Origin of the sequence: Burkholderia sp. BCC1999 (assembly GCF_905339975.1) — a bacterium.
GTDB lineage: Bacteria > Pseudomonadota > Gammaproteobacteria > Burkholderiales > Burkholderiaceae > Burkholderia.
Window position 1 is genome coordinate 179,641 of record NZ_CAJPHP010000001.1, and the last position, 25,556, is coordinate 205,196.

The window sequence follows — 25,556 nt, forward strand, 5'->3', positions numbered from 1 at the left end:
GGAGGACAATACCGCTGACGCACGCATCGTAGGTTGCGCACCATGGCCACATTCCAGCCCGCCGGATGGCATACCGTCACGCCGCGCATTGTCGTACCGGATCCGGAGAACCTGGTCGAATTCATCCGGACGGTGTTCGACGCCTGCGGAGAATTCCGTGCCGGCTTGCCTGCCGAAATCCGCATCGGCGATTCGGTCGTGATGATCAGCGGCGGGGACGGTCTGCGCGATCCGATGCCGGCGTTCCTGTACGTGTATGTCGAGGATACCGATGCGATCCATCGGCGCGCGATCGCGGCGCGCGCGGTCTCGCTGGAAGCGCCCACCGACATGCCGTACGGCGACAAGCGCGCGATGGTGAAGGATCCGTGGGGAAACATCTGGCAGATTGCCACGCACCAGCGCGACCTGTCGGCCGACGAGATTCGTGCAAGGCTGGCCGGCGGGGAATAGCGGCACGCTCTCTCTGGCTGCCCCACCTGTCGTAATCGTCAAGATTCACGTCGCGTACAGGTAAAACCTTCCCGTTCCTCCCGCCGTTAACCCGTTCGCAGCCCCCGCGCCGCGTGTTGCGACGCGGCGCTCGTCTTTCGTGATCCGGAATCCACATCCGCCGCTGGCCGCGCCCGGCCCGCGCAAGGGAACGTCATGCGAAAACAACTCACCATCCGCGGTGGACTCGTCGCGACCATCGCCGGCTATACCGTGCTGCTCGTGCTGGTGGTTGGCGCCTGCATTGTGGCGCTCTACACGGGCAACGGCTCGCTCGAGGCGATGTACCGCGACGACACCGCGTCGCTGCTGCACCTGAAGACCAGCTCCGAGCGGATGCTCGTGCTGCGCGAACGCATGAGCGACGTCGCGCAGGTCATCAGCGCGGGGCAGTCGGGCAAGGAGGGAGCCGCGCAACTCCACACGCTTCTCAAGCAGAGCAACGACGAACTGGATGCGTATGCGCGCCTGCATGCGCGCGACGCGAACGAGCAGGCATTGTTCGACACGCTGCAAAGCCACCGGCGGGCGCTGCTCGATCGCGTGTTCCTGAAAGCGCTGTCGCAGCTCGACGGCGACGACGCGTTCAACTTCCTCGACACGCAGCGCACGGCGCCGCCGGCGTTGTTTGCCGCCTACCAGGATGCGATCGACGCGCTCGAGTCGTTCCAGGTCGCGCGCCAGAAGGCCCGCTACGACGCTGCCGGCGTGCATTTTCACCGGATCGTGTGGGGGATGGCGGCGGTCGCGGGGCTGGCGCTCGTCGTCGGTTTCTTTGCGCAGCGCGTGCTCGCGAAGGCGATCATCGAGCCGATCAATCTCGCGGTCGGCCAGTTCGAGAAAATTTCGAAAGGCGACCTGACGGGCACCGTCGTCATTGCGGGCGAAAATGAAATGGCCTATCTGCTCAATGCACTGAAGCGGATGCAGGACGGCCTCGTCGACACCGTGAACCAGGTGCGCGCGAGTACCGAGACGATCGTCGGCGACGTTCGCACGATCGCGAGCGGCAACGTCGACCTGTCCGCGCGCACCGAGCAGCAGGCCGTGTCGCTGCAGCAGGCGGCAGCGAGCGTCGAACAGCTGACGGCGGCCGTGCGCCAGAACGCGGACAACGCGCGCGACGCGCGCACGTACGTCGAAGGCGCGGCCGGCATCGCGTCGCGCGGCGGCGAGGCGATGCAGCGCGTGGTCGAGACGATGTCCGCGATTTCGCACAGCTCCGCGCGGATTTCCGGCATCGTCGGCACGATCGAAAGCATCGCGTTTCAGACCAACATCCTCGCGCTGAATGCGGCGGTCGAGGCCGCGCGCGCGGGCGAGCAGGGGCGCGGGTTCGCGGTCGTCGCGACGGAGGTGCGCGGGCTCGCGCAACGCTGCGCGTCGGCGGCGAAGGAGATTCGCGACCTGATCGGCAATGCCGCGCGGCGTGTCGAGGACGGCAGCGGCCTCGTCACGCTGGCCGGCTCGGCGATGAGCGAGCTCGTTGCCGCGGTCGAGCGTGTCAACGCGATCATGGGCGAGACCAGCCATGCATTCGAAGAGCAGTCGTCGGGGATCGAGCAGGTGAACGCCGCGGTCATCCAGATGGAGCAGACGATGCAACGCAATGCGGCGCTGGTCGAGGAGGCGGCCGCCGCGGCACTGTCGCTCGATGAACAGGGTTCACGACTGAGCGCGGCGGTCGCACAGTTCCGTTTGCGTGACGAAATCGTCGCGTGATGCGGGAGTGTGTCGCTGGCGCGGGGCCAGCGCGATCTCCGTGAGCGACTTACTGCGCCGCGTCAGGTAATGCATAGTCGAAGCTGTACGAATGCCGGCCGTTGTCGATATGGATGACCATCGAACCGGCAAGCCCCAGCAGTTCCCCCGTCCCGGAATCGGGCACGACGGTGATCGACTGCTTCGGCTCTCCACGCGTCATCGTGGAGCTGTGCTGCAGGACGAACGTGCCCTGGCGCCCGCCGAGTACACCCTGTACCGTTTCCATCGCCACATAGCCTGCCGAGCCCTGGACGCTGCTGCGAAACGCGAGCATCTCGCCGTGGCTGACGGCTTCCAGGTCACCGTGAAACTGCTTGTCCAGCGACATGCGGCCGAGCCCGGAATTTTCCGCGACGGTGCTCAGGGATTCAGGATTCAGCTTCACATCGAACGGACCGTTGGCCAGCAGTTTCATTGCAGCGCTCCTCGTTGAATGGGCACTCCGCACTATAAGCCAGCCGGGTCCTGCCGGAGGTAACGATTTGCTTGACGCGCGGACATCGAGGAAGCCGGATGCGACGTCGGGTCGTGACTGTGTGGCGCATGGGCGATAATCGTCATCCAGTCGTTGACCATCCGCCCTCGTGACTACCTCCGCGTTTGCCCCCTTTCAGGATCTGGCTCATACCTTGCTCGCCCATTGGCACGACGCCCATGGCGACGGCTCTCATGACACGTCGCATCTGCAACGCGTGTGGAAGAATGCCGCCGCGATTCGTGCCGAGGAGGGCGGCGATGCCGAAGTGCTGTGCGCGGCAACGCTGTTGCATGACTGCGTGGCGGTCGAGAAGGATTCTCCGCTGCGCGCGCAGGCATCGCGGTTGTCGGCGGAAAAGGCGCGGCGGGTGCTGAAGTCGCTCGACTGGCCGGATGCGAAGAGCGACGCGGTCGCGCACGCGGTCGAGGCGCACAGTTTTTCCGCCTGCATTGCGCCGAAGACGCTCGAAGCCAAGGTGCTGCAGGATGCCGACCGGCTCGATGCGATCGGCATGGTGGGCGTCGCGCGCTGCTTTTATGTCGCGGGTCGGATGGGTAGCGCGTTGTATGACCCGGCCGATCCCCACGCGGCGGAGCGGACACTCGACGACACGCGATTCGCGATCGATCACTTCCGCACGAAACTGCTGAAGCTGGCAACCGGTTTCCAGACCGTCACCGGTACGCGCATGGCGATCGTTCGTCGCGATCGGTTGCAGCGTTTTCTCGACGAGTTTTCCGACGAGATCTGAAGGCGACGCTTCAATCGCCGCCGGATCGATAAAGCGCTGTCACTTGCGACAACTCGTCGATGAACTGGTCCTTGAGCGCCTGCGGCCCGAGGATCTTTACGTGCGCGCCGAAACCCAGCAGCTTGCGCGCGCCGTGCTCGATCGATTCGATCGGCATCAGGAATGCGTTCCATCCCGGCGGTACGTCCGTGCTGCGTGACGCTTCGGGAACCGGGGCGGTCTTGATCCGCGCATTGGCCAGCCACGTTTCGCCGCGCGGCGAGACGGCGATATGGGCGGTCAGCCGATGGAGATCGGCTTCGTACCGGCTCATCGCGTCACGCCAGTGCGTGGCCAGATCGAATCGCGCGGGGCGCTTGAAACGGTGGCGCGCCGCGTTGAGTTCGCGGATGTTCGCGAGCCGGAAGGTGAGCGCGCCGGGCTTGCCGACCACCTTCGCAATCAGGTACCAGGCGCCGCCCTTGAGCACGAGGCCGAGCGGTTCGAGCGCGCGGCGGGACAAGCCGCGCCAGCTCTGGTACGTGACGTCGATCCGGTACGCACCCCACACCGCGTCGGCGGCTTCACGCAGGAACTCAGGCGTTTCCTGCGCGCGGTACCAGTCCACGGTATCGATGTGCAACCGGCTGGCGACGCGATCGGCCCGCTCGCGCGAGGCCGGCGGCAGGCTGGCGATCATCTTCAGCCGGGCGGAAGTCGCCATGCCGTCGAGCCCCAGTTCGCCCGCCGGCCCGGGCAAACCCGCCAGGATCAGTGCATGCGCCTCTTGTTCGGTGAGCCCGGTGAGATCGGTGTTCCAGCCGTCGCGCAGCTGAAATCCGCCGTTGCGGCCGCGATCGCCCCAGATCGGCACGCCGGCCGTGGAGAGCTGGTCGATATCGCGCAGGATCGTGCGCTCGGACACTTCCAGCGCTTCGGCCAGCGCCGGCGCGGTCATCCGGCCGCGCGCTTGCAGCATCATCATGATCGACAACAGGCGGCTCGCTTTCATACGCGACACGTTACCTCAAATACCTGACATCAGGTGTCATGTTTTTGGGCTTATGCTTGGCCGTATCGCTGACCCGTTCCCTTGAAGCGGAGACGAACCATGAAGATCATTTCAGGACCGTTGAGCATGTTCGGTGCCAAGGTCGAGATTGCGGCGCACGAGAAGGGCATCGAATTCGAGCTGGTGATGGTGCCGTTCAGTCAACAACGCGGCTACGAGCCCAGGCATCCGGACGTCTTGCGCATCAATCCGAAGCGTCAGGTGCCCGTGCTGATCGACGGCAATCTGGAGATCTTCGATTCCACGCAAATCTTCGAGTATCTCGAGGACCTGAAGCCGGAGCCCGCGTTGTGGCCGGCGCAACCGGCGGCGCGCGCAGTTGCGCGTCAGCTCGAACACGGCAGCGACGAAGTCTATTTCCCGCAAGTCGTCCGGCTGATGGGGCTGGAGGGCACGCCGGACGTTCCGGCGGCGCAGGCCGCGCGTGCCGAAGCGGCGCAATACTATCGGCGCATGGAGCGCGTGCTCGCGGATCGGGACTTTCTGGCCGGCACGTATTCCTACGCCGACATCGCGTTCTACATGGCGCAATTGTTCGGTGCGCGCAAGGGCGCGCCGATGACTGACGAAACGCCGAAGCTGCTGGCGTGGCGCGAACGGATGACGGCGCGTCCAGCCGTGCGCAAGGTGGCCGGTGCGATGGCGGCGTATCTCGCGTCGATTGGCGAAGCGGTTCCCGAATTTATTCGCGAACGTCGGTAGCCGCGTTCGGCAGCCATGCAGGGCGGCCTTCAGCCTGCGACTCCAGCCTGAAGGCCGCACCCGTCATCCGCCGCGTTCAGCTGCGGATGAACGCGAGCAGATCGGCGTTGATCGTATCCGCGTTCGACGTCGGCATGCCGTGCGGGAACCCCTTGTAGAGCTTCAGCGTGCTGTTCCTGGCCAGCTTCGCCGACAGGACGCCAGCGTCCTCATAAGGAACGATCTGGTCGTCGTCGCCGTGCATCACGAGCACCGGGATCGTGGTGCTTTTCAGGTCTTCGGTGAAGTCGGTCTGCGAGAACGCGACGATGCCGTCGTAGTGCGCCTTCGCGCTGCCCATCATGCCTTGTCGCCACCAGTTCCAGATGACGCCTTGCGACGGTGTCGCGCCGTCGCGGTTGTAGCCGTAGAACGGGCCGGCCGGCACGTCGTAGTAGAACTGCGCGCGGTTCGCCGCGAGTTGCGCCTGCAGGTTGTCGAACACCTCTTTCGGCAGGCCGCCCGGGTTGCTGTCGGTCCTGACCATCAGCGGCGGCACGGCGCTGATCAGCACGGCCTTGGCGACGCGGTCTTCGCCGTGGCGCGCGACGTAGTGGATCACTTCGCCGCCGCCGGTGGAGTGGCCGACGTGGACGGCGCCCTGCACGCCGAGGTGGTTCACGACCGCGGCGACGTCGTCCGCATAGTGATCCATGTCATGACCGTCCCAGACCTGGCTGGAGCGTCCGTGGCCGCGACGGTCGTGCGCGATCACGCGATAGCCCTGGGCGAGGAAGAACAGCATCTGCGCATCCCAGTCGTCGGCGCTGAGCGGCCAGCCGTGATGAAAAAAGATCACCTGGGCGTCGCGCGGACCCCAGTCCTTGTAGAAGATGTCGACGCCATCTTGCGTCGTGACGTATCCCATGTCTGCTCCTGTTCGGTGGGCGATATCGATTCGTGACGGTCCTTCCGTGTGCTGCGATCGCCAGGCCGGTGCAACGCGCGCGGCGGCATCGGCCGTCCGCCCGGCTTGGCGATGCAGTCACTCTAGGTTTAAAGTTAGGTTTAATGTCAACACGCTGGCGAGGCAGGTATGAGAATCGGGGAGCTCGCGAAGCTCAGCGGTCTTTCGGCATCGCGGATCCGCTTTTACGAAGCTGAAGGGCTGATCACGGCCGTCGAGCGCAGCACGAACGGTTATCGCGACTACGCCGAGAGCGCCGTGTGGATGCTCGAAATCATTTCCAGCGCGCAAAGCGCGGGTTTTTCGCTCGAGCAGATCCGTCATCTGCTGCCGGTGAAGGCCGGAAACTGGGAGCACGACGGGCTGGTGGCGGCGCTCGAACGGAAAGTCGCCGAGATCGAAGCAATGCAGAAGCGCCTCAAGGAGAACAAGGCGCAACTGCTGGTCGCGATCGACAGCATCAGGAACCGGCCGACCGAACTAAACTGCACCGAACGCACACGCTGGGTGATGGACCGGCTGCGCGGTCACGGCGTCGTGTCGATCCGCGGCAAGGGGCGCCGCACCACGGCCAAATGATTCATCGGCGCGGCCGCGATCGCCGGAAAGGCGCTCGAACGAAGTCCGACGCGTTCCTCTATTCCGGGCCTTGACCTTAAAGTTGACTTAAAGCTTAGAGTGCTTGCTGACGGCAGTGAATCAGCAGGCTTCGGGTGTTGCCTGCCACGGTCAATCATCGACGAGAGGCGACGAGCATGGACAGGCGTTTTACACAGGTCGAATTCGGGCCGCATACGGTCGACGTGCCGGAGGGCGGGTACTACGATCGGTTCCGGATGAACCCGGACCTGGACGAAGTGGCGCGCGACCCTGCCGCGGGGAACATCGATTTTTTCCGCCGGATTCCGAAGCGTCAGGTCGCCTCGCGGGTCGGGCTGACCTGGGCGCCGAACTTCTATTACCGCTCCAGCAGCATCCAGCTGCTGTTTCTTGCGCCGCTCGAACGCCTGCGGACCACGCTGCCGGTACCGCTCGAACCGCTGCGGGCGCTCCCCGGCTACGGGCTGGTCGCGCTGACGTTCTTTTCGTATGCGGTGTGCGACAACGATCCGTATGACGAAGTATCCGTCGCGGTGGTGATCCGCAGGCCGGGTGCGAAAGGATCGCCTGCGCTGGAGCTGATCGATTCGATGCGGCGCCGCAGTTTCTTCGCGCACGTGCTGGCGCTGCCGGTCACGACGGAAATCGCGCGGGTGCGCGGCGTACACGGCTATCAGTTGCCGAAGTGGCTCGCCGATATCGACGTGAACATCGGTGCTACCGCTCGCGCGCGCATCGCCGGCCCCGGTGGCCGGCCGGACCTGAGCCTGAGCGTGCCGCTGCCGGCGCTGACCACCGTGCCATCGCAATCGCACATGGGCACGACGACGATGGTCAACCGCCTCGACGGCGAATGGCATCAGTCGACGGTGCAGACCAACATGCTCTCGTTCGCGCAGCGCCTGCTGCCGCGCAACGTCGAGCTGATTCGGCGCGGCGGGCCGTTGAGCCAGTTGCTCGACGGGCTCGGTGCGTCGACCATCATGCGGCTCGACGTGGTCAAGGACGCGCAGCTGGTCCTGAACCTGCCGACACCCCTGAAGACCTTCGATGAACCCGGAAAACCACGCTGACGATACGGATGCGCGCGACACGCGCGCACCGAAGGAGACACCCATGCCGCAACCCGCCTACGATCTCGTCGTATTCGGCGCCACCAGTTTTGTCGGTCAGATCCTGACCCGCTATTTGTCCGACTACCTGCCGGGCGCTGGCGAGACGCTGCGCTGGGCGATCGCCGGCCGGTCCGAGGCGAAGCTCAAGCAGGTCAGGGCGGCGCTCGGCGCGGCCGGGCAGTCCGTGCCGATCATCGTCGCGGACGCGGCCGACGAAGCGCAGCTTCAGGCACTGTGCGCGCAAACGCGGGTGGTCGTGTCGACCGTCGGGCCATACGCCCTTTACGGCGAGCCGCTCGTCAGGGTCTGCGCGCAAACCGGCACCGACTACTGCGACCTCACCGGCGAGACGCAGTGGATCAAGCGGATGATCGACCGGTACGAGTCGGCGGCCCGGCAATCGGGCGCGCGCATCGTGCATTGCTGCGGCTTCGATTCGGTACCGTCGGACATGGGTGTTTTCTTCCTGCAGCAACACGCGCGCCGGCAGTGGGGCGTGCCGGCCACGCAGGTGAAGATGCGCGTCCGGACGCTGAAGGGCGGCGCGTCGGGCGGCACTGTGGCGAGCGTGATCAACGTCGTGCGGGAAGCGGCGGCCGATCCCGCGTTGCGCCGCGAACTGCTCGATCCTTATTCACTGTGCCCGAAAGGGCATGGCTTTACGGCGCGACAGCATGCGGTTCGGTCCGCCGAATTCGATCGCGATTGCGACGCATGGATCGCCCCGTTCGTGATGGCGGCGATCAACGAGCGCGTCGTACACCGCTCCAATGCGCTGGCCGGCAATGCGTACGGCAGCCGCTTCACCTATGACGAAGCCGTGATGACGGGTGCGGGCCTGAAGGGCCGCCTGACCGCGCTGACGATGGTCGCGGGACTCGGCGCGTTCATGGTGGGCGTCCTGATCAAGCCCGTGCGCGGCCTGATGGAGCGCTTCCTGCTGCCGAAGCCAGGCGAGGGGCCGAGCGCCGAGGCCCAGCAGGCTGGTCGCTACGACTTGCGCTTCTTCGGCCGTGCCGACGACGGGCGGACTTTGCGCGTGAAAGTCACCGGCGACCGCGACCCGGGCTACGGCTCGACCGGCAAGATGCTCGGGCAGGCCGCGCTCAGTCTCGTGCTGGATTACAGCCGTGACGGTGTCAAGAGCGGGCGCGGCGGCGGCTTCTGGACACCCGCGACGATGTTCGACGAACGCTATGTCGAGCGTCTGGTTCGCCATGCCGGGTTGGGCTTCGAGGTGATTTGAGTACAACCCGGCCTGCCAGGGAAGAGGCAAGGATAAAGATCGGATTGCGAATCAACGTGAGGAGACTGCTTGCTGTCACGGTTGGTTGAATGGCCGGATCCGCTCCGGCCGGGGAGTATCGGAACATGAAGATCGGGGAACTGTCGGAACGCACCGGCCTTACCCCTTCGCGCATCCGCTTCTACGAACGCATCGGCCTGTTGACGCTGGTCGAGCGCGAAGCGAACGGCTATCGCACGTATCCGCAGGAAGCGGTGACGGTGCTCGACCTGATCACGGCGGCGCAGAAGGCGGATTTCAGCCTGGACGAGATTCGCACGCTGATCCCGTCCGACTTTGCGCGATGGCAATGCGGGTCGTTGCTGGACGCGCTGTGCCGCAAGGTGCAGGACATCGAGGCGCTGGAGGCGCGACTCGCGCGCAGCAAGGCGCACGTCGTCGCGCTGATTGCCGGGATCGGCGCGAAGCCCGATACGGTGGATTGCGCAACCAACGCGAAGCAACTGCTGTCGGGAATCCCGTCCGCGCATGCCGCGCGCACCGGCGACGCTGTCGCCGCCGACGTGCGTGACGAACCGCTGCCGCGCCGAACGACCGCCCATTAGGCGGCCGCCGGCGCATCGCGTTACAGCAGGGCGACGACCTGTTCGGCCGTTGCCTTCGCCGATTGCGGATTCTGGCCGGTCACCAGGCGGCCGTCGACGACGACGTTTGACGTGAACGGCAGCAGCGCCTTCTCGTAGCGCGCGCCGCGCTGCTGCATCTGCTGCTCGACGTTGTAGGGCACTTTCTTCGCGACGCCGGCCAGGATTTCCTCCACCCACGAGTAGCCGGTGATCCGGCGCCCGGCGACCAGCAGCGAGCCGTCCGACAACCGGGTGTTCAGCAACCCGCAGTAGCCGTGGCAGACCGACGATACGACACCGCCGCGCTCGTAGATCTCGCGCGTGAGCCGCTGCAGCCCGGCATCGTCCGGGTAGTCCCACATGACCGCATGGCCGCCGGTGAAGTAGATCGCATCGAAATCGGCCGAATCGATTTCGTCCGGGCGCGCGGTGTTCGCGAGCAGCGCCTCGTTGGTCCTGTCGGCGCGCCACGCTTTCGACGCGGCGTCGGCATGCGGCCATTTCAGCGAGCGCGGCTCCAGCGGCGACACGCCGCCCTTCGGGCTCACGAGCCGCTGCTCAAAGCCTTTCGCCGCGAAGATCTCATGGGCATGGGTCAACTCGGACAGCCACAGGCCGGTCGGTTGTGACGGATCGGCGTAGTGCGCGACATTGCTGACGACATGAAGGATGCGCTTGGTCATGACGCGGTTTCCTCTTGATCGGCCACGGGCGGACGTCGTCGACGTGCCGCCGGATTGTCGGATGGCAGTACCCATACCCATGGCCTCGATACGCTGCCGAGGCAAACCATAACCTTTAAGTGAAGTTCAAGGTCAAGATCTTTTCGACCGGGTTGCACGCCTGTGCGTGTCGGGCAGCACGAGTCCGTCCAGCAATGTCGTCAGTGCATCTTCGATCGCATGATCGCCCACCTTCTCGCGCACCAGTCGTCCGTCGATCGCGAGCATCGTCAGGCCGTGGAGATGGGCCCAGCACGCGGTTGCCTGGCCGAGCGCCGAGCGCGGGCGGATCGTGCCGGCGCGCTGGCCTTGTTCGAGGATGTCGACCACCAGCAGGAAGGGCGCCTGCACCCGCGGATCGAGATGAATGTCGGACGGCTCCCCGGCATCCGCGGCAAACATCAGGCGATACAGATCCGGGTTGCGCTTTCCGAACGCGAGATGGGCGTAGGCGAGCGCCAGCAGCACGTCCGGTGCGCCCGCTGAGGAGTCGACGGACGCGGCAAGCTCGTCGCGCAGGCGATCGAAGCCGATCAGCGCGAGTTCGTGCAGCAACGCGGCCTTGTCGGGGAAATGCCGGTACGGCGCGGAGTGGCTGACGTTCGCGCGCCGCGCGATCTCGCGCAGCGTGAACTGCCAGCCTTGCTGTTCCTGCAGCGTGTCGAGCGCCGTTTCGATGATCGCGCGACGCAAATCCCCGTGGTGATAAGCCTTGTGCCCGGCGTCCGCATCCCCATCCGACGACATCGCGTTGCTCCTATGTTGACAAGGAACACATTGTGGTCCTATGATCGGCCGCATGCAAGTTGACAGTGTCTACATCGACGCAACCTCGTGAGGTGCACCATGGCCGTTTCCGCAGAATCCAGCTCGAGCATCGACCCGGCGGCGTTGCTGGCCCGTCAGCGCAAGGCATTCGTCACCGAGGGGCCGCCGGGAATTCAGCAGCGCAAGGCGAAGCTCGCGCGGCTGCGTGCCGTCGTGCTCGCGCATCGTCGCGATGTGGAAGAGGCCGTCAGTGCCGATTTCGGGCATCGCTCGCATCACGAAACCGCGATCATGGAGTTGATGGGCGTGGTCCAGGCCATCGATTACCTGACGCGAAACCTGCGCCGTTTCATGAAGCCGCAGCGCCGGCACGTCGGCCTCCTTTATCGGGCCGGGCACGCGCATGTGGAATACCAGCCGCTGGGTGTCATCGGCGTGATGGCGCCGTGGAATTACCCGTTCGCGCTGACGTTCATTCCGCTGGCAACCGCGCTGGCGGCCGGCAACCGCGCGATGCTCAAGCCGTCGGAGCTGACGCCGCGCACCAGCGAAGTGATGCGCCGGATGCTGGCGGACACCTTCCCGAGCGAAGAAGTCGCGGTCGTGCTGGGCGGACCGGAAGTCGGCGCCGCCTTCAGCGGTTTGCCGTTCGATCATCTGCTGTTTACCGGCAGTACACAGGTGGGCCGCAAGGTCATGAAGGCGGCGAGCGACAATCTCGTGCCGGTCACGCTCGAACTGGGCGGCAAGAGCCCCGCGATCGTCGCGAGGGGGCATGTCGATGGCCGGACGATGTCCAGCATCGTGTTCGGCAAGCTGTCGAACGGCGGACAGACATGCGTGGCACCCGATTACGCGCTGGTCCATGAAGACGACCTGGATGCGTTCGTCGCACAATACGATGCGGCCGTCGCGCGCTTCTATCCGGACGGGCCAACCAGTCAGGATTACACATCGATCGTCAGCGACCGGCATTTCGATCGCCTGAAGGGGCTCGTCGACGAAGCGCGCAGCAAAGGCGCGCGCGTGATCGAGGCGGGCGTGAACCCGCGGCACGCGGCGACCCGCAAGCGCACGCTCGCGCCGACGCTGATCGTCGGGGCGGGCGACGATACGGCCGTCATGCAGGAAGAAATCTTCGGGCCGATCCTGCCGGTGCGCACGTATCGCACGATCGACGAGGTCGTGGATTACGTCAACGCGCGCCCGCGGCCGCTGGCGCTGTATTACTTCGGCGCACGGGACGGCGACTGCGAGACGCTGCTGACGCGCACCACGTCGGGCAATGTCGGCATCAACAACACGATCCTGCACGTCGCGCAGGAGGACCTGCCGTTCGGCGGCGTCGGGCCGAGCGGGATGGGCGCCTATCACGGCATAGAGGGATTCCGCGCGATGAGCCACGCGAAAGGCGTATTCGTGCAGGGCCGCTGGAGCCTGCCGACGCTGCTGCGTGCGCCGTTCGGCAAGCTCGCGGATGTCACGCTGGCCGCACTGCTCGGGCGCGGCCGGGAGCCTGCTGGCGGGCGCGTCGAATGGAGCGTGAAGCGGTGAGCCGGGCGGGGCACGGCGCGTGCCTCGCATGTATTCTCGCGAGCGCTGTTCGTCAGGCTCGATTGCGTTTGCCGGCCGCCGTTCGAACGGCGGTTTCGTCGACAATCGTCGCGGCGAATTCGACAGCTGCCGGTACCGCGGCGTCGTGCATCATCACGAATTCCATGTCCGGCAGCGCCGGCAATCCTTCGGATCCGCCCAATTCACGGAGCGTGTCGTCGATCGCGCTGCGCGGCAACGGCGCGATCGCGATGCCGGCGCGCGCAAACGTCAGGATGCCGGTGACGCTCGGGCTTTCGCACGCGATGCGGTAGCCCATGCTGGCCAGCGCGAGCGTCTTGACGGCGGCGCCCCGGTACGGGCATGGATCGGGGAAGCATGCGAGCGGCACGTCGCCTTCCGGAAGCGGCTCGTGGCGTGCGAATGTCCAGACGAGCGGTTCCCGCCACAACGTCGTGCCCTGGCCGGAATGCGAACACCGGCTGCCGATCACGAGATCGAACTCGCCGTTCGCGTGACGTCGAAACAGGCTGTCGCCGATGTCCACCACCAGATCCAGTCGCAAGCCGCGCCGCGCGGCGCAATAGCGGCGCATCACGTCGGGAAGCCAGTCTCCGGCAAAGTCTTCCGATGCACCGATCCGCAGCTTGACGTCGACGGCGTTGCCGGCTCCCAGCCTCGCCCGTGCTTCCTCGCTCAGGTTGAGCATCGCGCGCGCATAGCCGAGCAGGGTCTCGCCATGCGCGGTGAGCGTGACGCTGCGCGTATTGCGTACGAGCAGCGCGCGGCCGACCTGTTCTTCGAGCCGAACGATCTGCGCGCTGACCGCGGATTGGCTGAGGTTCAGCCGGTGGCCGGCGCCGGTGAAGCTTCGCACGTCGGCGACCGCAACAAACGTGTGAAGCAGCGTCGTGTCGAGGGGAGCGCCCATTGATTATCAATCCGGGTTAATTCGATCAATTAATATCATTTCCGGATTATAAGCTGGCCCGATACGCTGCGAATCGCAGTGGGCGATCGCGCATCCCGCGCGTCGCCGCCACTCGTCGCAAGGACTGGCTCCATGACACGCGTGCTTTATATCGAAGGCTCCCCCAACAAGGCCTATTCGGCGTCGATCGACGTGTGCAGCGCATTTCTCGATGCGTACCGGCACGCGCATCCCGATCATGAAATACAGACGCTCGACATCTGGGACGTGGTGCTGCCCGAATTCGATGCAGCCGCGCTGGCCGCGAAATATGCCGGACTGAGCGGCACGGCGTTGACGCCGGAGCAGGTCGCTGCGTGGCAGCAGATCGAACGGCTCGCGGCGCCGTTTCACGACGCGGACAAGTTCCTGTTCGGCGTGCCGCTGTGGAATTTCAGCATTCCGTACAAGCTCAAGCACCTGATCGACGTGATCTCGCAGAAGGATGTGCTGTTCACGTTCGACGGATCGGGTTTCAGCGGCAAGCTGGCCGGAAAAAAGGCGGCCGTCGTGTACGCGCGCGGGCTCAGCTACGAGGCGCCGGGTTCGTTTACGCCAGCCGCCGAGTTCGACTTGCAGCGTCCGTATATGGAAACGTGGCTCAAGTTTGTGGGCGTGACGGACATCGCGGGAATTGTCGTCGAACGTACGTTGTTCGGTCCCGAAGGAAAGGTCGATCGCAGTCGGGCGATTGACGAAGCGCGGACGATCGCACGCGCGTTCTGACGTTGCAACGCGTTGTGTGCGGTGAGGTCAGCGTCCGCCGCGCGCGATGGCGAGCGCGACACCGAAGCCCACGAGCAGGCAGCCGAAGGTGCGGTCGATCCAGTGGCGCAGGGACAGCAGGCGATCGCGGACGGCCGTCGCTGAAAAGCAGACGGCCACCAGGCTGAACCAGCCGGCATGCGCCAGCGCGATGAATGCGCCATAGCCGATCTGCACGATCAACGGCGTGTCGGGCCGGACTGCCTGCATGAACAGGCTGACGATGAACACCGTGGTCTTCGGATTCAGCGCGTTGGTCAGGAAGCCGGTGCGCAGCGCAGCGAGATCGGACAACGGTGCTGCCGGTGCGTCGGATTGCTCGTCATGGGCCTTGGCCATCAGCATCTTGACGCCCAAGTAGATCAGGTAGATCGCGCCGAACAGCTTGACGGTGTTGAAGAGCCACAACGACTGGCGGATCAGCAGCCCTACGCCCAGCAGTGTGTAGCTCACGTGAACCATGACGCCCAGCCCGATTCCCAGTGCGGTGAGTACGCCGGCACGGCGCGACAGCAGGAGGCTGTTGCGCGTGACCATCGCGAAGTCCGGACCTGGGCTGATGACGGCCAGCAACGTGATGGTGACTACAACTATCAATTCAGTCATTGCCTTTTCCTTGCGATGGGAATCCTGATGGCAAAATAATAGCGAGCATGTTCCATCGGGAAAAACGATGATTTCTGACCAGAATGGTGATCCTGACTCACAATCGACCAGTGCGGGCCTGCCTTCGCTGATGGCGTTGCGCTGTTTCGAGGCGGCGGCGCGTCACGAGAATTTCAGTCGTGCCGCCGACGAGCTGTGCTTGACCCACGGCGCGGTCAGCCGCGCGGTGCGTCTGCTCGAAGATGATCTGGGTGTGGCGTTGTTCCTGCGGCGTAGCCGTCGTGTATTCCTGACCGATGCGGGGCGCAAGCTGGCGCAGGCCGTCCATGACGGCCTCGGCCTGATGCGGCACGCCACGCAGGAATTGCGTAGCGAGGCTGCGCGTGCGCGGCGATGGGTGCTGTCGTGCGAGCCGACGCTTCTGATGCGCTGGCTGATCCCGCGCTGGCCGGATTTCCAGGCGCGATATGCGGGTGTCGATATCCACCTGGTCGCTGCGGGCGGGCCGTTTTCGTTCGACAGCGGGATCGACATGGCGATTCGGCGCAACGATTTTGCGTGGCCGGCGGGGTATCACGCGGAGCCGTTGTTCGCCGAGCGGGTGGGGCCGGTTTGCCGGGCGGACAAGGTCGGTGCGTGGTTTGCCGCGCGTCGCGGTGCGCGTTCGTTGAAGCAGGATGCGCCGCTATTGCATACGCGGACCCGCCCGGCGGCGTGGAAGGAATGGGCGGTGGCAGCCGGTCAGCCCGCGGCGGGCGGGCGCGGGCAGATGTTCGACCATTTTTACTTCAGTCTGCAGGCGGCTGTCGCGGGGCTGGGGGTGGCGATCGGGCCGTGGCATCTCGTGCGCGACGACATCGAAAGCGGTGTGCTAGTCGCGCCGATGGGGTTCGTCGAGGATGGTTCGCATTACTGCCTGTTGACGCCGGCGCCGGTGGTGGAGGAGAGTGCGCAGGCGGAGTTGTTGGAGTGGTTGCGGGCGGAGGGGTGACGGGGAGGGTTCGGATGCGCGGTAAATGGGGGCTGGTGCACGGAGGTGGGGGGCGATTGGCTGGTGTCGACCCTGAACGGCCCTTCAGATTCATCCAAAGCGGCCAATCGTTGTGACCTGCGGCGGGATTTTGTAGCCACGCTCGATGAGTATCTTGGCCTCGGCGCGACTGCGGAATCATTCCCGATTAAATCGCTTCTCGCGCAGCGTGCCGTTGGAACCTTCAACGGAGTCGTTCTGCCAAGGGCGGCAAGAACGGACACAGCGTGTACGATCTGGTCTTCAAGAAAACCATCCAAGGAGAGTGGAATGAATCCGGAACAGGCCCGAGCCGAAGAAACCCAGGCGATGGAGCGCATGGTGGCCGCCACGCTGCGCGTGCAGAGTACGTTCGCCTCGATGCAGAAGCAATTTCCGCCGCAAGGCAGCGGCGAGCCTTCGCCGTTCGCGCTGCAAACCTTTGATGCCGCCCTGCAGGAACTTGAAGACGCACAGGCCGCGTTCGATGCGCTGCTGAACGATCTGATCGACGGTAACCGCTAAAGGCTACGCCCTTATCTGCACCGATTGTCGACGATCTAAAAAGCTGTGTCGAACGGCCGTTTGTGGCCGCGCCCTGACGCTGGGGCATGTAACCAACGCGAGCGCTTGCTGTCCATGCACTGCCTCCCGGTCACGCAGCGTCACCACGCCGGGGAGCCTCTTTCCGTTTGAGCCGGCGGGTTTGGAAAGTCAGCGGGCAAGCTATCCGAAAACCCGAGCCCATGCGGCCCGAAGGCGTCGCGCGCGATCTTCGAGGAGATATGAGGCCGCCAGCGTCAAGAGGCCTGAAATCGCACCGGTCACGATGTGCTCGACATAGGGAATACGATAGTGACTCGTGTGCGAGTAGGCGTCGCCCAACGTTGTCAGGACGCCCACGACCAGCGCATTGCCGTATCGATGCGCGTAAAGTTTTGCGGCAGGCGTGAAAGTCAAAAGTACAGCCAGGAGTCCCGTAAGCAGACCTGTATGAAGTGCAATAGTCCAATGGGCAACGCTCATGATATTGCCCCAGCTCCCCGGCATGCAGGTCATGCACGCACTGGTCGGCTGCCAGAAACGCTGGATAAACAGTCTGACGCGGTGCTTCCACTCGGTTGACATCATGCGTTCCCGTCAATGCCGTCGTTTCGGCCGACCTCACCACACCTATCGTTGAGGCAGTTCGCCAGCCCTTTAACGAGGTTGCCGCCTTCGTCACGGATGGATTGACTGTGTGCCGTACAGTCCGAGCAATAACCCGGACATGGGGAATACTACTCCACGATCAGATGGCTGCTGTTTCGGCCGAGACCTAAATTCTGCGCTTGCATCTGTCGATGCGGTCCCGTCAATGACCGGCATCGAACGATGCGCTTCCGCGCGAAGTCGACGCCCGGCATCGACTCAGAGCGGTCCTCCAGAAATGAACCGCAAAGCGGTCATTCAGAGTCTACGCGTTCATGCGATGGGGCTGTGCGGTCCCCCGCTACAATGTTTACTGAAAGCATGCCGACAGCGTTGTTCAGTATCGGTCTTGCAAAGCAGAGGCCCAGGTGTGTTCGCTGAGTTGTCGCGGCCCTGATTACGTCGAGCATTCTTAATGCGAGTATTTCTACATGTCATTTCGATCCCTTCATGACGAGCTGCTCGCATACCACGGCCAGGCGGCTTTCGTCGATGTGCTGATTCCGTGGATAGAGGAGAATCCTGCCGAAATCGAACGGCTCCGATCCATTCGCTCGAGAACCGGTAGGCCTATTCCGAATGAGCCGAAGACGAACGCTGGTTGCTTTACGCAGCTAACCGCGTTTTCGAGCTTCTAGTACTTCGCTTCCAGAGTGGGCGAGCCGATGGAATTGAGTGGCCTGGTCCCGCCATCTCGGAGGATGAGCTTGTGTGCTTCTCCGAGCGCATCGGGTTGGATGTCGTGCGTCCCGTTCGATATTCGCCTTTCCATCATGAGATCGCCGCGCTATCGTGCTCCGCCGAGGCTACCCAGTCACCTCAAATTGCCCAATATCACTGGCCGTGCCTGATGCTCGGTCCTCTTCTCCTGATGCGGGCAGGCGTCACGCTATCTGCAAACGCCAGTGTCATGCGCCCAGGGGTTGCTGACGCGTCTACTCTTTATTGGGCTTATCGCAGAAAGACACGACCGCACCACGACCTTGCCCACGGGTGGGGACACAACTCATCATGGCGAACGTCTTTCAGGCGCGACTACCACCTGGGCGATACCTTTCACTTTAATGTCGACGGAATGGTTGATCTTTTGGAACTTCATGCGGAATCGTGTAACGAAGAGGGGCTGTCGCCGAAAGAGCGCATGGAACTCCTCGCGAACCGCTGCTTTGTTACCGTTAACAAGGATAGCGTCGATCACTTTCCCTATGGTGATCGGTTTTCTACGAAAGCTATGTAGCAGATGTTCGCGGGCTGACCTTTTCATCGAAGGAATCCCCTCCGAGAAATTCGGCTGTTTACAGTCGCCACTCATACGACAGCTTTTGCGTCTGGCCAACTGCGGCCAGCCCCAATCCTTCGTAGCCACCCTACAGACCTTTTCCTGGATGTCGCAAGGCGGACAACTACGCGCGTCGACTCCGTGACGCGTGCCCTCGACTCCTGAAGTTTCCCCACGATCTCGCGAGGCGCCCCTCATATAACTGTGCAGAAGCAAATCGGCGTCACTGTACATTTCATTCCGCTTTTACATAAAACACACTTCCTGTGAATACCGGGGCCGGGAATCTGGAAACGACCATCGTCCCGCTATATGCAGTCAAGAAAGCCGCTGAAAGAAACCGCTCCGCTTACAGCATCGCGGCGGCGATAAAAACCGGACGCCCATTCCATGAACACACCCGTTGACCCACTGCCGTCATCGCCTGGTGCCGCCACGTTCATTCCATTTCTCGGCGCGAGCATCGCGCTTGCCGCCGCATACGGTGCGAGCTTCCTGCTTTCCGAGCATTTGCGTCATTGCGGACTCGATGTGTCAATGGCCGGGGCAGTCATCTCGACCGGCATCCTGACCATGATCGTCAGCTCCCTGCTTGCCGGATGGATCGCGCAGCGAATCGGGCTGATGCGGACGATCGTTGCCGCCGCCGTCGTGATGTCCGTTTCCATGCTCGCGTTCAGTCTGGCCGCGATCGATCCGGCGATTGCGTTTATCGGCGGTCTGCTGCTCGGAATGGGATGGTCGGCGTTCTACATTCTCGCGCCGCTTCAGATCATTCACCATCTGAGGCCCGACGCACGGATCAAGTATCTGACCTTGCTGTCGGGCGGTCAGATGGTCGGGCTCGGTCTCGCGTCTCCGGTTGGCCATTTCGTCGCCAGTCGATTCGGATCGTATTCCATCGTCTATGGCGGCCTGGCGTGCATCTGCCTGATTGCAGCCGCCGCATTCTCCGCAGTCGGAAAGCGGGCGACGCACACGCTGACTCCGCAGATGGCCGCAACCGGCCTGACGCCTGCCAGCATCGCCGAGATCCTGCGCAACGTGACGCGGCTGCCGATCATCATGATTGCGCTCGCCGCTTGCGTTTTTTCCGCGTTATCGAATTTTCAGTCGACCTATGCAGAATCGCGGCACCTGTCGCCGGACCTGTTTTTCGTGACCTTCACGCTGACGACCGTTGCGTGCCGCTTCACGCTGGCGCAAACGATCAGCCGCTTGCCCGTTCGAAAACTCGCCTGCGCGCTATTCAGCGCCACGTTCGTGGCGCTGGTGCTGTTCGTCTCGAACCCGGGCAGCGCAATGCTGTACGTGACCGGCTCGATCATTTTCGCAATCGGCTACGGGCTCAGTTATTCCACGCTGAACGGCATGGCCGTCAATCTGGCCAGCGAAAGGGGATTGTCCGCATCGGCGAGTTCCCAGGTCTTTACGATTGCCTACTTCATCGGCTTGTTCGGGTTTCCTTACGTGGCAGGCGTACTGGTTGCGCGCGGCGGCGTGAATCTGATGATCGATGCGACCATCGCCGTTGTCGTCATCAACCTGCTGATGCTCACTCACACCAGCCTGCGAACCGTCAACGCGCAGATTGCGGCGCGCTGACGGACGCAAGCGGCCAGTCAGTTGAAAGCCGTCTGGAAGTCGTTACTCGGCGCTGCAGTTCCATTCTTGCGGAGCGGTCTGCGTACGGTCGCGTTCTTCCGCGTACAAGCGCAACGCAAATTGTCCGGCGGACGTATCGCGCAAACGCAGGACTTCGTCACGCATCGCGGCGGGCACGTGATCGAGCGCCGGGTAAGCCGCGCGATAGCCCGGCGGAAAGAGCACCGGTGCGGCGAGTGCCGCGAAGGTCAGATCGGCGGCCGTGAAGCGTTCGGCGACCAGGAACCGTCGGCCATCGGCCAGCCGTCCGTCGATCTCGTTGAAGACGCCGCGTACGCGTTCGATGGAGCGCGTGGCGCTTTCCGGCGTAATCCTGAGCGCTGCACGAATGAGCCGCACGACGCCTGGCAGAATGATCGGCAGCAACACGGCTTCGAACCGCGGCACGCCTCGCGACATCACGTGCAGCAGCAGGCTGCGCTCGGGCAGCAATTGCGCATATGCCCAACGCCTCGCATGCGGGCCCAGCACTTCGTCGAATTGCGTCTCGAGCGCTTCGACTTCCGGCCGCAAGTCGACGTCGCGCGGGTACAGACAATCGCCGCCGCGAAGCAGGTCGATATGTACGAGGATATCGGTGGAATCGGTGAAGCGTGCACCGCGATCAAGCAGCAAGGGCACGCTGCTGCCGCCATTGGGTATCGTGGCCAGCCGGTGCAGCAGCGGAGCATGCGGCTGTTCCTGGTAGGCCAGATCGAGCCTGTCGAGCGCCCATCGCGCCTTTTCGCTGTAATGGCTGTGCGGCATCGTGATCAGTACAGCTGGATGAACGCTATCGGTGTTCATTGATATCGCCCTCGCTCGTCACTGCATTGCGCATGCGATCAATGCGGGTCGCCTTCTGAATTGTGGCAAGTTCGAAGAACCGCTTCAAGACGCTTTCCGTGTGTCGGCCCGTGGTCGTCGCGAAAGGTCGGTTCAATGCCTGGGTGTCCGTCTAACTGCAGACGAAAGCGATCGATTTCGGCGCTCGACATTTCTCGGTATCCGGAATTGGCAGCTTCGTTTTTCCTCGATACGCTTGTGAGCGATGATCGACACAGATGCCAGGTCGGTCGAAGGAGAGTCAAATGGCGATCGAATATATTGCGGAGTGCAATCCGCTGACACGAAACCTGCCGCGCTCGCTGGCGACCAAAGGCGGCGACCTGGTATTCGTATCCGGTCAGGTCGCGCGAAACGAAGACGGGAGCCTGGTCACCGGCGATATCGAGGCGCAGACACGCCGGACGTTGCAGAACGTGGCTCACGTACTGGCGCTGGCAGGATGCACGCTGGACGACGTGGTCAAAACCACCGTATGGCTTGAAGACGCGCGCGACTTCGCGGCATTCAACCGCGTTTACGCGGAGTTCTTCCCCGGGAACAAGCCGTCACGATCGACGTTGCAGGCGACGAATATGGCCGGCACGAAGATAGAAATCGAAGCCATTGCATGCAGGCCCTGAATGCCGCCGGTGGCGCGCCAACGGCAGGACTGCAGTGAACATTTCCCGGCACCTTTAAACGCGCTTTCATCATCGGAAGGTCAATGGCGAGGTCGAGCGATGCAACTTCAAACCGGTAACCTGTTCAGCGACGACGGGCAACGCGGCGGCGACGAGCGGATCGATCTCCTCGTCACGGGCCAGCGTCTGAATGTCGAACGGATTGTGTCGATGGGGCACGCGAGCCCGGATGGATTCTGGTATGACGACTCGCGTGCCGAGTGGGTCGTATTGCTGTCGGGAGCGGCCGTGCTCGAATTCGAAGAAGGTTCGATACGGCACGAGATGCACCCGGGCGACTACGTGCTGATCGAGCCGCATTGCCGCCATCGCGTGGCGTGGACGCATGAGGAAACGCAAACCGTGTGGCTTGCGATTTATTACGAACGATGAAGCAAGAATGGGCGTGCGACGTGCCGAATGAGGCAAATCGGCATTAACCCGGAGCGGTCTTTGAATCCCGCCGGTATCAATGCCCATTCACCGGACAGCGCGCTGAACAGCGCACCGGTACGCGCCGAAAATCTTATTCCTGAATCAGGAATCGATTGCGGTTCTTCGCATCCTTGATCCATGCCGGCGCGCGACCGCGGCCCGACCAGGTCGCACCGGTCTTCGGATCGCGATACTTCGCCTGCACGGGTGCCGATGCCTGCTTGGCCGGCCGACCACGACGCGTGCCGAAAATGTCCTTCTCGGTAATGCCGAATTCCGCGACCTTGGCACGGATGTCGTCGACGATCGCCTGGAATTCCGCGACACGCGCTGCTTCGGCTTTCTCGGCCAAAGCGTCCATTTGGGCTTTCAGTTCCTTGTAAGTCGCCATATATCGCTCATCAGGTTGTGTACTCACATGATAGCGGTTTCAACCGGAAATGATGAAGAAAATTTCGCCGACTACGAATTACGGCATCGATATGGCGTGCAGGACTGCTTCGAACACCTGACAAGTGTGTCAGTTTTGTCATTTTTCGCGGATCGGCTCCGCCGGGACAAGATTCGGAGACTCAATTATTCTTTATCTTTTTTATGAAGGATCGGGGAATTCACTGATGAACAGAGACGATAAGCTGAAACAGGTCGCGGCCGATTTCGGATTCGATCCGGACGAGGAAATCAGGATCGGCGGAAAGTACACGCCCGTTCTGGTCGATGGAAGGACGGCCTATATCTCAGGCCAGATTCCGCGAATCGGGGAAGTCGTGCACTTCGTCGGGATCGTCGGCGAATCCATTTCGCTGGATGACGGCCGCCGAGCGGCCGGCATATCGGCGCTTCGTGCGCTGTCGTTGATCCGCAAGCATTGCGGCACGCTCGATGCGATCGCGACGGTGCCGCGCATCACCGTCTATGTGCGGAGCGCGCCTGGCTTCACGATGCAAAGCGAAGTGGCTGACGGCGCTTCCGACGTCCTGTATGCAGTGCTCGGCGACGCCGGCGTACATACGCGTTCGTCGGTCGGTGTGCTGCAGTTGCCCAAAGGCGCGGCGGTAGAGGCCGATTTCATTTTCGGGCTGAACCGCAACGACGCCGCGCGCTGATCGCGCATCGGTTCGACGACGGGGCGACCTTGCGCGTCAGCGTGGCGTCGTCCGCGAGCGTGCGGCGTCGGGTGTCATGCCGGTCCATTCATTGAACGCGCGGAAGAACGAGTTCGGATCCTGGTAGCCGAGCAGGAACGCGATCTGGCTGTAGGGCAGATCCGAGCGATCGAGGTAGTGCCACGCGAGCTTTTCGCGGACATCGGCCAGGAGGGTCTTGAAGTTCGCGCCGTCGTCGCCGAGCCGGCGCTGCAGCGTGCGCTTGCTGATGCCGAGCGTACGTGCAACGTCGTCCGCGGTGGCGAGGCCGCCCGGGATCAACTCGAGCAGCGCCGCGCGCACGCGCTCGACGATGCCGGCGCCGGCCGACAGCGCGTCGAGGCGGCGGCGCAGATCGGGTTCGAAGATCGCCCACATCGCATGGTTGGCCGTCACGAACGGACGTCGGGCGTCCTGCAGCGCCACGCTCACGCAGGGTACGTCGCCGTACTGCGGCGTCACGCCGAAAAACCGCGCATAACCGGGATGCGGCTTGAGCTCGCGCGGCAGCGTGACGGCGCGCGCAGGCAGGTCGGTGCGGGTCGCCAGCCGTGCCAGCTTTACGAAGAAGCCGAGTTCGGCGGCGAGCAGCATGCCGGGCGGCGGCACGTCGCGCTCCAGGAAGTCGACGGCGAGGGTCAGCATGTCGGCCTCGTGCGTCACGCGCAAACGGACCGGACCGATCAGCGGCTTGAACTGGCTGATGCGCCGAATCGCGATATCGAGGTTCGGGCTGCACAGCGCGGCGAACAGCGGCGGATCGAAGGTCTCGACCGAGACGAGATCGAGGAGGCGCAGCGCGACGGCCGGTGTGTCGCTCATCTCCTCCATTGCGCGCCACATGCGGAAGTATTCGCGGGTCGTCAGCCCGCCTTCCGGCCGCGTGAACAGATCGGCGGGCAATTGCGCGTGCCGCAGCAGTTCGTCGACGCGCAAGCCGAGGTCGACCATCACGACCTGCCAGCCGGGTGAGATCGCGAAGCGGTTCATCGCCGCAATTGCCCGGTTTCGACGAGCTGCTGGAAGAAATCGTTCATCGATTCGGCGAGCGGGCGATAGCGGATGCCGAGTTCGTTGCGGCTGCGGCTGTTGTCGCCGCGCCAAGGGAGCCCGACGTTGCGCGCGATCATGCGGCGCGTCACGCCCTTGTTCGCGAGCGGCCCGACGAGCCATACGAGCCATTTGGGCAGGATGCGCCGCGGAATCGGGTAGTCGGCGCCATACCGTTCGAGCAGCGTGGCGGCCATCGCCGGCAGGTTGGTGTCGTGACCCGAGACGATGTAGCGGCCCTTGGCGCTCGCCAGAAACGCGGCACGGAGGTGCGCGTCGGCCACGTCGCGCACGTCGACCGCGCCCATGCCGAGATCCGGTATGCCCATTTTCATCGTGCCGTTGCCCATCTGCCGCACGATCTCGAAGCTCTCCGACGTTGCATGTGGATTGATGCCGGGACCGATCACGAGCGTCGGATTGATCGTCACGAGATCCCAGCGTTGCTGCGCGCGGGCGATTTTCCACGCTTCGCGTTCCGCAACGGTCTTCGAATACGAATACGGCTGATGGGTGAGCGACGAGCTGGTGTTCCAGATCGCCTCGGTGAACACGCCGTTCGGCGTCGCGGCGAGATCGGCATTGTCGCCGTAGATCGCCGCGCAGCTGCTGGTCAGCACGACGCGTCGCACCGATGGTGTGCGATTGGCCGTTTCGAGTACATTGCGCGTGCCGAGCAGCGCCGGATCGACGAGTTCCTTCTGCGGGTCGCGAACCGTGACCGTGAACGGCGACGCGGTGTGGAACACGATGCCGCAACCGGCCATCGCGTCGGCGTACGAGCCGGGTTCGAGCAGGTCGGCGCGGAAAAAGCGGATCGTGCCGGGCTTGCCGGCCGCAATGCGCTGGAGGTGCTTCAGCTTGTCCGGGCTGTCGGGGTCGCGGACGGCCGCGTGGACCGTCAGGCCGGCCTCGAGAAGTCGTTGCACGAGCCAGCCCGCGACGTATCCGGTTGCGCCGGTCACCATGACAGGGAGGTCGGTATCGATATTCATGGGCGTGGGTTCCGTTGCAGAAGTGATGCGCCATGATGACGCTTTTTGCGCGCCAGCTCACTCGCAAAGCGCGCCAATCGATATGCAAGGTGCGACATCGGCCTTGCGTGCCGATGCGCGCGACAGTGACCGGATACGGACGTT

At 63.7% G+C, this 25,556-nt stretch carries 29 protein-coding genes; 16 read left to right on the forward strand and 13 right to left on the reverse strand.

What is annotated here, in order from left to right:
* Positions 1 to 42: 42 nt before the first annotated feature.
* Positions 43 to 453 (forward strand): VOC family protein, encoded by a 411-nt coding sequence (locus U5809_RS00810; RefSeq protein ID WP_322085075.1) that lies wholly within the window; start codon positions 43 to 45, stop codon positions 451 to 453.
* A gap of 195 nt (positions 454 to 648) precedes the next feature.
* Positions 649 to 2,214 (forward strand): methyl-accepting chemotaxis protein, encoded by a 1,566-nt coding sequence (locus tag U5809_RS00815; protein WP_322085076.1) that lies wholly within the window; start codon positions 649 to 651, stop codon positions 2,212 to 2,214.
* 49 nt (positions 2,215 to 2,263) lie between these two features.
* Here U5809_RS00815 and U5809_RS00820 read toward each other — a convergent pair whose 3' ends face one another.
* On the reverse strand, positions 2,264 to 2,671 hold the full coding sequence (locus U5809_RS00820; protein WP_322085077.1) for a DUF3224 domain-containing protein: 408 nt from the start codon (positions 2,669 to 2,671) through the stop codon (positions 2,264 to 2,266).
* Positions 2,672 to 2,840: 169 nt separating this feature from the next.
* Between U5809_RS00820 and U5809_RS00825 the strand changes: the two genes are divergently transcribed.
* A complete protein-coding gene (locus tag U5809_RS00825; protein WP_322085078.1) occupies positions 2,841 to 3,485 on the forward strand; it encodes an HD domain-containing protein in 645 nt (214 codons plus the stop codon).
* Between the two features lie 10 nt (positions 3,486 to 3,495).
* On the opposite strand, the gene U5809_RS00830 is transcribed toward U5809_RS00825, so the two are convergent.
* Positions 3,496 to 4,476 (reverse strand): YafY family protein, encoded by a 981-nt coding sequence (locus U5809_RS00830; protein ID WP_322085079.1) that lies wholly within the window; start codon positions 4,474 to 4,476, stop codon positions 3,496 to 3,498.
* Between the two features lie 99 nt (positions 4,477 to 4,575).
* On the opposite strand from U5809_RS00830, the gene U5809_RS00835 reads away from it, so the two are divergent.
* The gene (locus U5809_RS00835) at positions 4,576 to 5,238 is read left to right on the forward strand and encodes a glutathione S-transferase family protein (RefSeq protein ID WP_322085080.1); all 663 of its coding nucleotides are present in this window, start codon (positions 4,576 to 4,578) and stop codon (positions 5,236 to 5,238) included.
* A 76-nt stretch (positions 5,239 to 5,314) separates the two neighbouring features.
* Here U5809_RS00835 and U5809_RS00840 read toward each other — a convergent pair whose 3' ends face one another.
* Positions 5,315 to 6,145, reverse strand: coding sequence for an alpha/beta hydrolase (locus U5809_RS00840; RefSeq protein WP_322085081.1), 831 nt, complete (start codon positions 6,143 to 6,145; stop codon positions 5,315 to 5,317).
* A gap of 168 nt (positions 6,146 to 6,313) precedes the next feature.
* Between U5809_RS00840 and U5809_RS00845 the strand changes: the two genes are divergently transcribed.
* The 4 genes from U5809_RS00845 to U5809_RS00860 all read left to right on the forward strand — a co-directional run bounded on the left by U5809_RS00845 (position 6,314) and on the right by U5809_RS00860 (position 9,750).
* Entirely contained in the window at positions 6,314 to 6,763 is a 450-nt protein-coding gene (locus tag U5809_RS00845) for a MerR family transcriptional regulator (protein ID WP_322085082.1), read from the forward strand.
* Between the two features lie 176 nt (positions 6,764 to 6,939).
* Complete coding sequence (locus U5809_RS00850; protein ID WP_322085083.1) at positions 6,940 to 7,857, forward strand: acetoacetate decarboxylase family protein; 918 nt, start codon at positions 6,940 to 6,942, stop codon at positions 7,855 to 7,857.
* Positions 7,858 to 7,900: 43 nt separating this feature from the next.
* Positions 7,901 to 9,145: a saccharopine dehydrogenase family protein gene (locus U5809_RS00855; RefSeq protein WP_322085084.1), complete on the forward strand. Its 1,245-nt coding sequence runs from the start codon at positions 7,901 to 7,903 to the stop codon at positions 9,143 to 9,145.
* A 125-nt stretch (positions 9,146 to 9,270) separates the two neighbouring features.
* Complete coding sequence (locus U5809_RS00860; RefSeq protein WP_322085085.1) at positions 9,271 to 9,750, forward strand: MerR family transcriptional regulator; 480 nt, start codon at positions 9,271 to 9,273, stop codon at positions 9,748 to 9,750.
* Positions 9,751 to 9,770: 20 nt separating this feature from the next.
* Here the strand turns inward: U5809_RS00860 and U5809_RS00865 are convergent, their stop codons facing one another.
* Positions 9,771 to 10,454 (reverse strand): type 1 glutamine amidotransferase domain-containing protein, encoded by a 684-nt coding sequence (locus tag U5809_RS00865; RefSeq protein ID WP_322085086.1) that lies wholly within the window; start codon positions 10,452 to 10,454, stop codon positions 9,771 to 9,773.
* Positions 10,455 to 10,586: 132 nt separating this feature from the next.
* Positions 10,587 to 11,294, reverse strand: coding sequence for a TetR/AcrR family transcriptional regulator (locus U5809_RS00870; protein WP_322085087.1), 708 nt, complete (start codon positions 11,292 to 11,294; stop codon positions 10,587 to 10,589).
* 45 nt (positions 11,295 to 11,339) lie between these two features.
* Between U5809_RS00870 and U5809_RS00875 the strand changes: the two genes are divergently transcribed.
* Positions 11,340 to 12,815 carry a coniferyl aldehyde dehydrogenase gene (locus tag U5809_RS00875; RefSeq protein WP_322085088.1) on the forward strand — a complete coding sequence of 492 codons (1,476 nt, stop codon included), beginning with the start codon at positions 11,340 to 11,342 and terminating at the stop codon, positions 12,813 to 12,815.
* 52 nt (positions 12,816 to 12,867) lie between these two features.
* On the opposite strand, the gene U5809_RS00880 is transcribed toward U5809_RS00875, so the two are convergent.
* A complete protein-coding gene (locus U5809_RS00880; RefSeq protein WP_322085089.1) occupies positions 12,868 to 13,746 on the reverse strand; it encodes a LysR substrate-binding domain-containing protein in 879 nt (292 codons plus the stop codon).
* A 132-nt stretch (positions 13,747 to 13,878) separates the two neighbouring features.
* Here U5809_RS00880 and U5809_RS00885 point away from each other — a divergent pair, with 132 nt between their 5' ends.
* Entirely contained in the window at positions 13,879 to 14,511 is a 633-nt protein-coding gene (locus U5809_RS00885; protein WP_282511939.1) for an FMN-dependent NADH-azoreductase, read from the forward strand.
* Between the two features lie 27 nt (positions 14,512 to 14,538).
* Here U5809_RS00885 and U5809_RS00890 read toward each other — a convergent pair whose 3' ends face one another.
* Complete coding sequence (locus U5809_RS00890; RefSeq protein WP_322085090.1) at positions 14,539 to 15,156, reverse strand: LysE family translocator; 618 nt, start codon at positions 15,154 to 15,156, stop codon at positions 14,539 to 14,541.
* A 67-nt stretch (positions 15,157 to 15,223) separates the two neighbouring features.
* Between U5809_RS00890 and U5809_RS00895 the strand changes: the two genes are divergently transcribed.
* Entirely contained in the window at positions 15,224 to 16,147 is a 924-nt protein-coding gene (locus U5809_RS00895; protein WP_322085091.1) for a LysR family transcriptional regulator, read from the forward strand.
* Between the two features lie 309 nt (positions 16,148 to 16,456).
* Positions 16,457 to 16,690, forward strand: a complete 234-nt coding sequence (locus U5809_RS00900) for a hypothetical protein (RefSeq protein ID WP_011549124.1) — start codon at positions 16,457 to 16,459, stop codon at positions 16,688 to 16,690.
* 201 nt (positions 16,691 to 16,891) lie between these two features.
* On the opposite strand, the gene U5809_RS00905 is transcribed toward U5809_RS00900, so the two are convergent.
* Both U5809_RS00905 and U5809_RS00910 read right to left on the reverse strand, forming a co-directional pair.
* Positions 16,892 to 17,293, reverse strand: a complete 402-nt coding sequence (locus U5809_RS00905; protein WP_322085428.1) for a hypothetical protein — start codon at positions 17,291 to 17,293, stop codon at positions 16,892 to 16,894.
* Positions 17,294 to 18,365: 1,072 nt separating this feature from the next.
* The gene (locus U5809_RS00910; RefSeq protein WP_322085092.1) at positions 18,366 to 18,722 is read right to left on the reverse strand and encodes a hypothetical protein; all 357 of its coding nucleotides are present in this window, start codon (positions 18,720 to 18,722) and stop codon (positions 18,366 to 18,368) included.
* Positions 18,723 to 19,025: 303 nt separating this feature from the next.
* Between U5809_RS00910 and U5809_RS00915 the strand changes: the two genes are divergently transcribed.
* The gene (locus tag U5809_RS00915; RefSeq protein WP_322085093.1) at positions 19,026 to 20,240 is read left to right on the forward strand and encodes an MFS transporter; all 1,215 of its coding nucleotides are present in this window, start codon (positions 19,026 to 19,028) and stop codon (positions 20,238 to 20,240) included.
* 42 nt (positions 20,241 to 20,282) lie between these two features.
* Here the strand turns inward: U5809_RS00915 and U5809_RS00920 are convergent, their stop codons facing one another.
* Positions 20,283 to 21,086: a glutathione S-transferase family protein gene (locus U5809_RS00920; RefSeq protein ID WP_322085094.1), complete on the reverse strand. Its 804-nt coding sequence runs from the start codon at positions 21,084 to 21,086 to the stop codon at positions 20,283 to 20,285.
* Positions 21,087 to 21,370: 284 nt separating this feature from the next.
* Here U5809_RS00920 and U5809_RS00925 point away from each other — a divergent pair, with 284 nt between their 5' ends.
* The gene (locus U5809_RS00925) at positions 21,371 to 21,748 is read left to right on the forward strand and encodes a RidA family protein (protein WP_322085095.1); all 378 of its coding nucleotides are present in this window, start codon (positions 21,371 to 21,373) and stop codon (positions 21,746 to 21,748) included.
* Between the two features lie 99 nt (positions 21,749 to 21,847).
* Positions 21,848 to 22,180 (forward strand): cupin domain-containing protein, encoded by a 333-nt coding sequence (locus tag U5809_RS00930; protein ID WP_322085096.1) that lies wholly within the window; start codon positions 21,848 to 21,850, stop codon positions 22,178 to 22,180.
* A gap of 133 nt (positions 22,181 to 22,313) precedes the next feature.
* Here the strand turns inward: U5809_RS00930 and U5809_RS00935 are convergent, their stop codons facing one another.
* Positions 22,314 to 22,613 (reverse strand): H-NS family nucleoid-associated regulatory protein, encoded by a 300-nt coding sequence (locus U5809_RS00935; RefSeq protein WP_176046550.1) that lies wholly within the window; start codon positions 22,611 to 22,613, stop codon positions 22,314 to 22,316.
* Positions 22,614 to 22,839: 226 nt separating this feature from the next.
* Here U5809_RS00935 and U5809_RS00940 point away from each other — a divergent pair, with 226 nt between their 5' ends.
* Entirely contained in the window at positions 22,840 to 23,328 is a 489-nt protein-coding gene (locus U5809_RS00940; RefSeq protein WP_322085429.1) for a RidA family protein, read from the forward strand.
* Between the two features lie 36 nt (positions 23,329 to 23,364).
* Here U5809_RS00940 and U5809_RS00945 read toward each other — a convergent pair whose 3' ends face one another.
* Together U5809_RS00945 and U5809_RS00950 are read right to left on the reverse strand one after the other, a co-directional pair.
* Positions 23,365 to 24,357: an AraC family transcriptional regulator gene (locus tag U5809_RS00945; protein WP_322085097.1), complete on the reverse strand. Its 993-nt coding sequence runs from the start codon at positions 24,355 to 24,357 to the stop codon at positions 23,365 to 23,367.
* Positions 24,354 to 25,412 (reverse strand): NAD-dependent epimerase/dehydratase family protein, encoded by a 1,059-nt coding sequence (locus U5809_RS00950; RefSeq protein WP_322085098.1) that lies wholly within the window; start codon positions 25,410 to 25,412, stop codon positions 24,354 to 24,356. Before U5809_RS00950 ends, U5809_RS00945 begins: the two co-directional genes overlap by 4 nt.
* Positions 25,413 to 25,556: the final 144 nt, after the last annotated feature.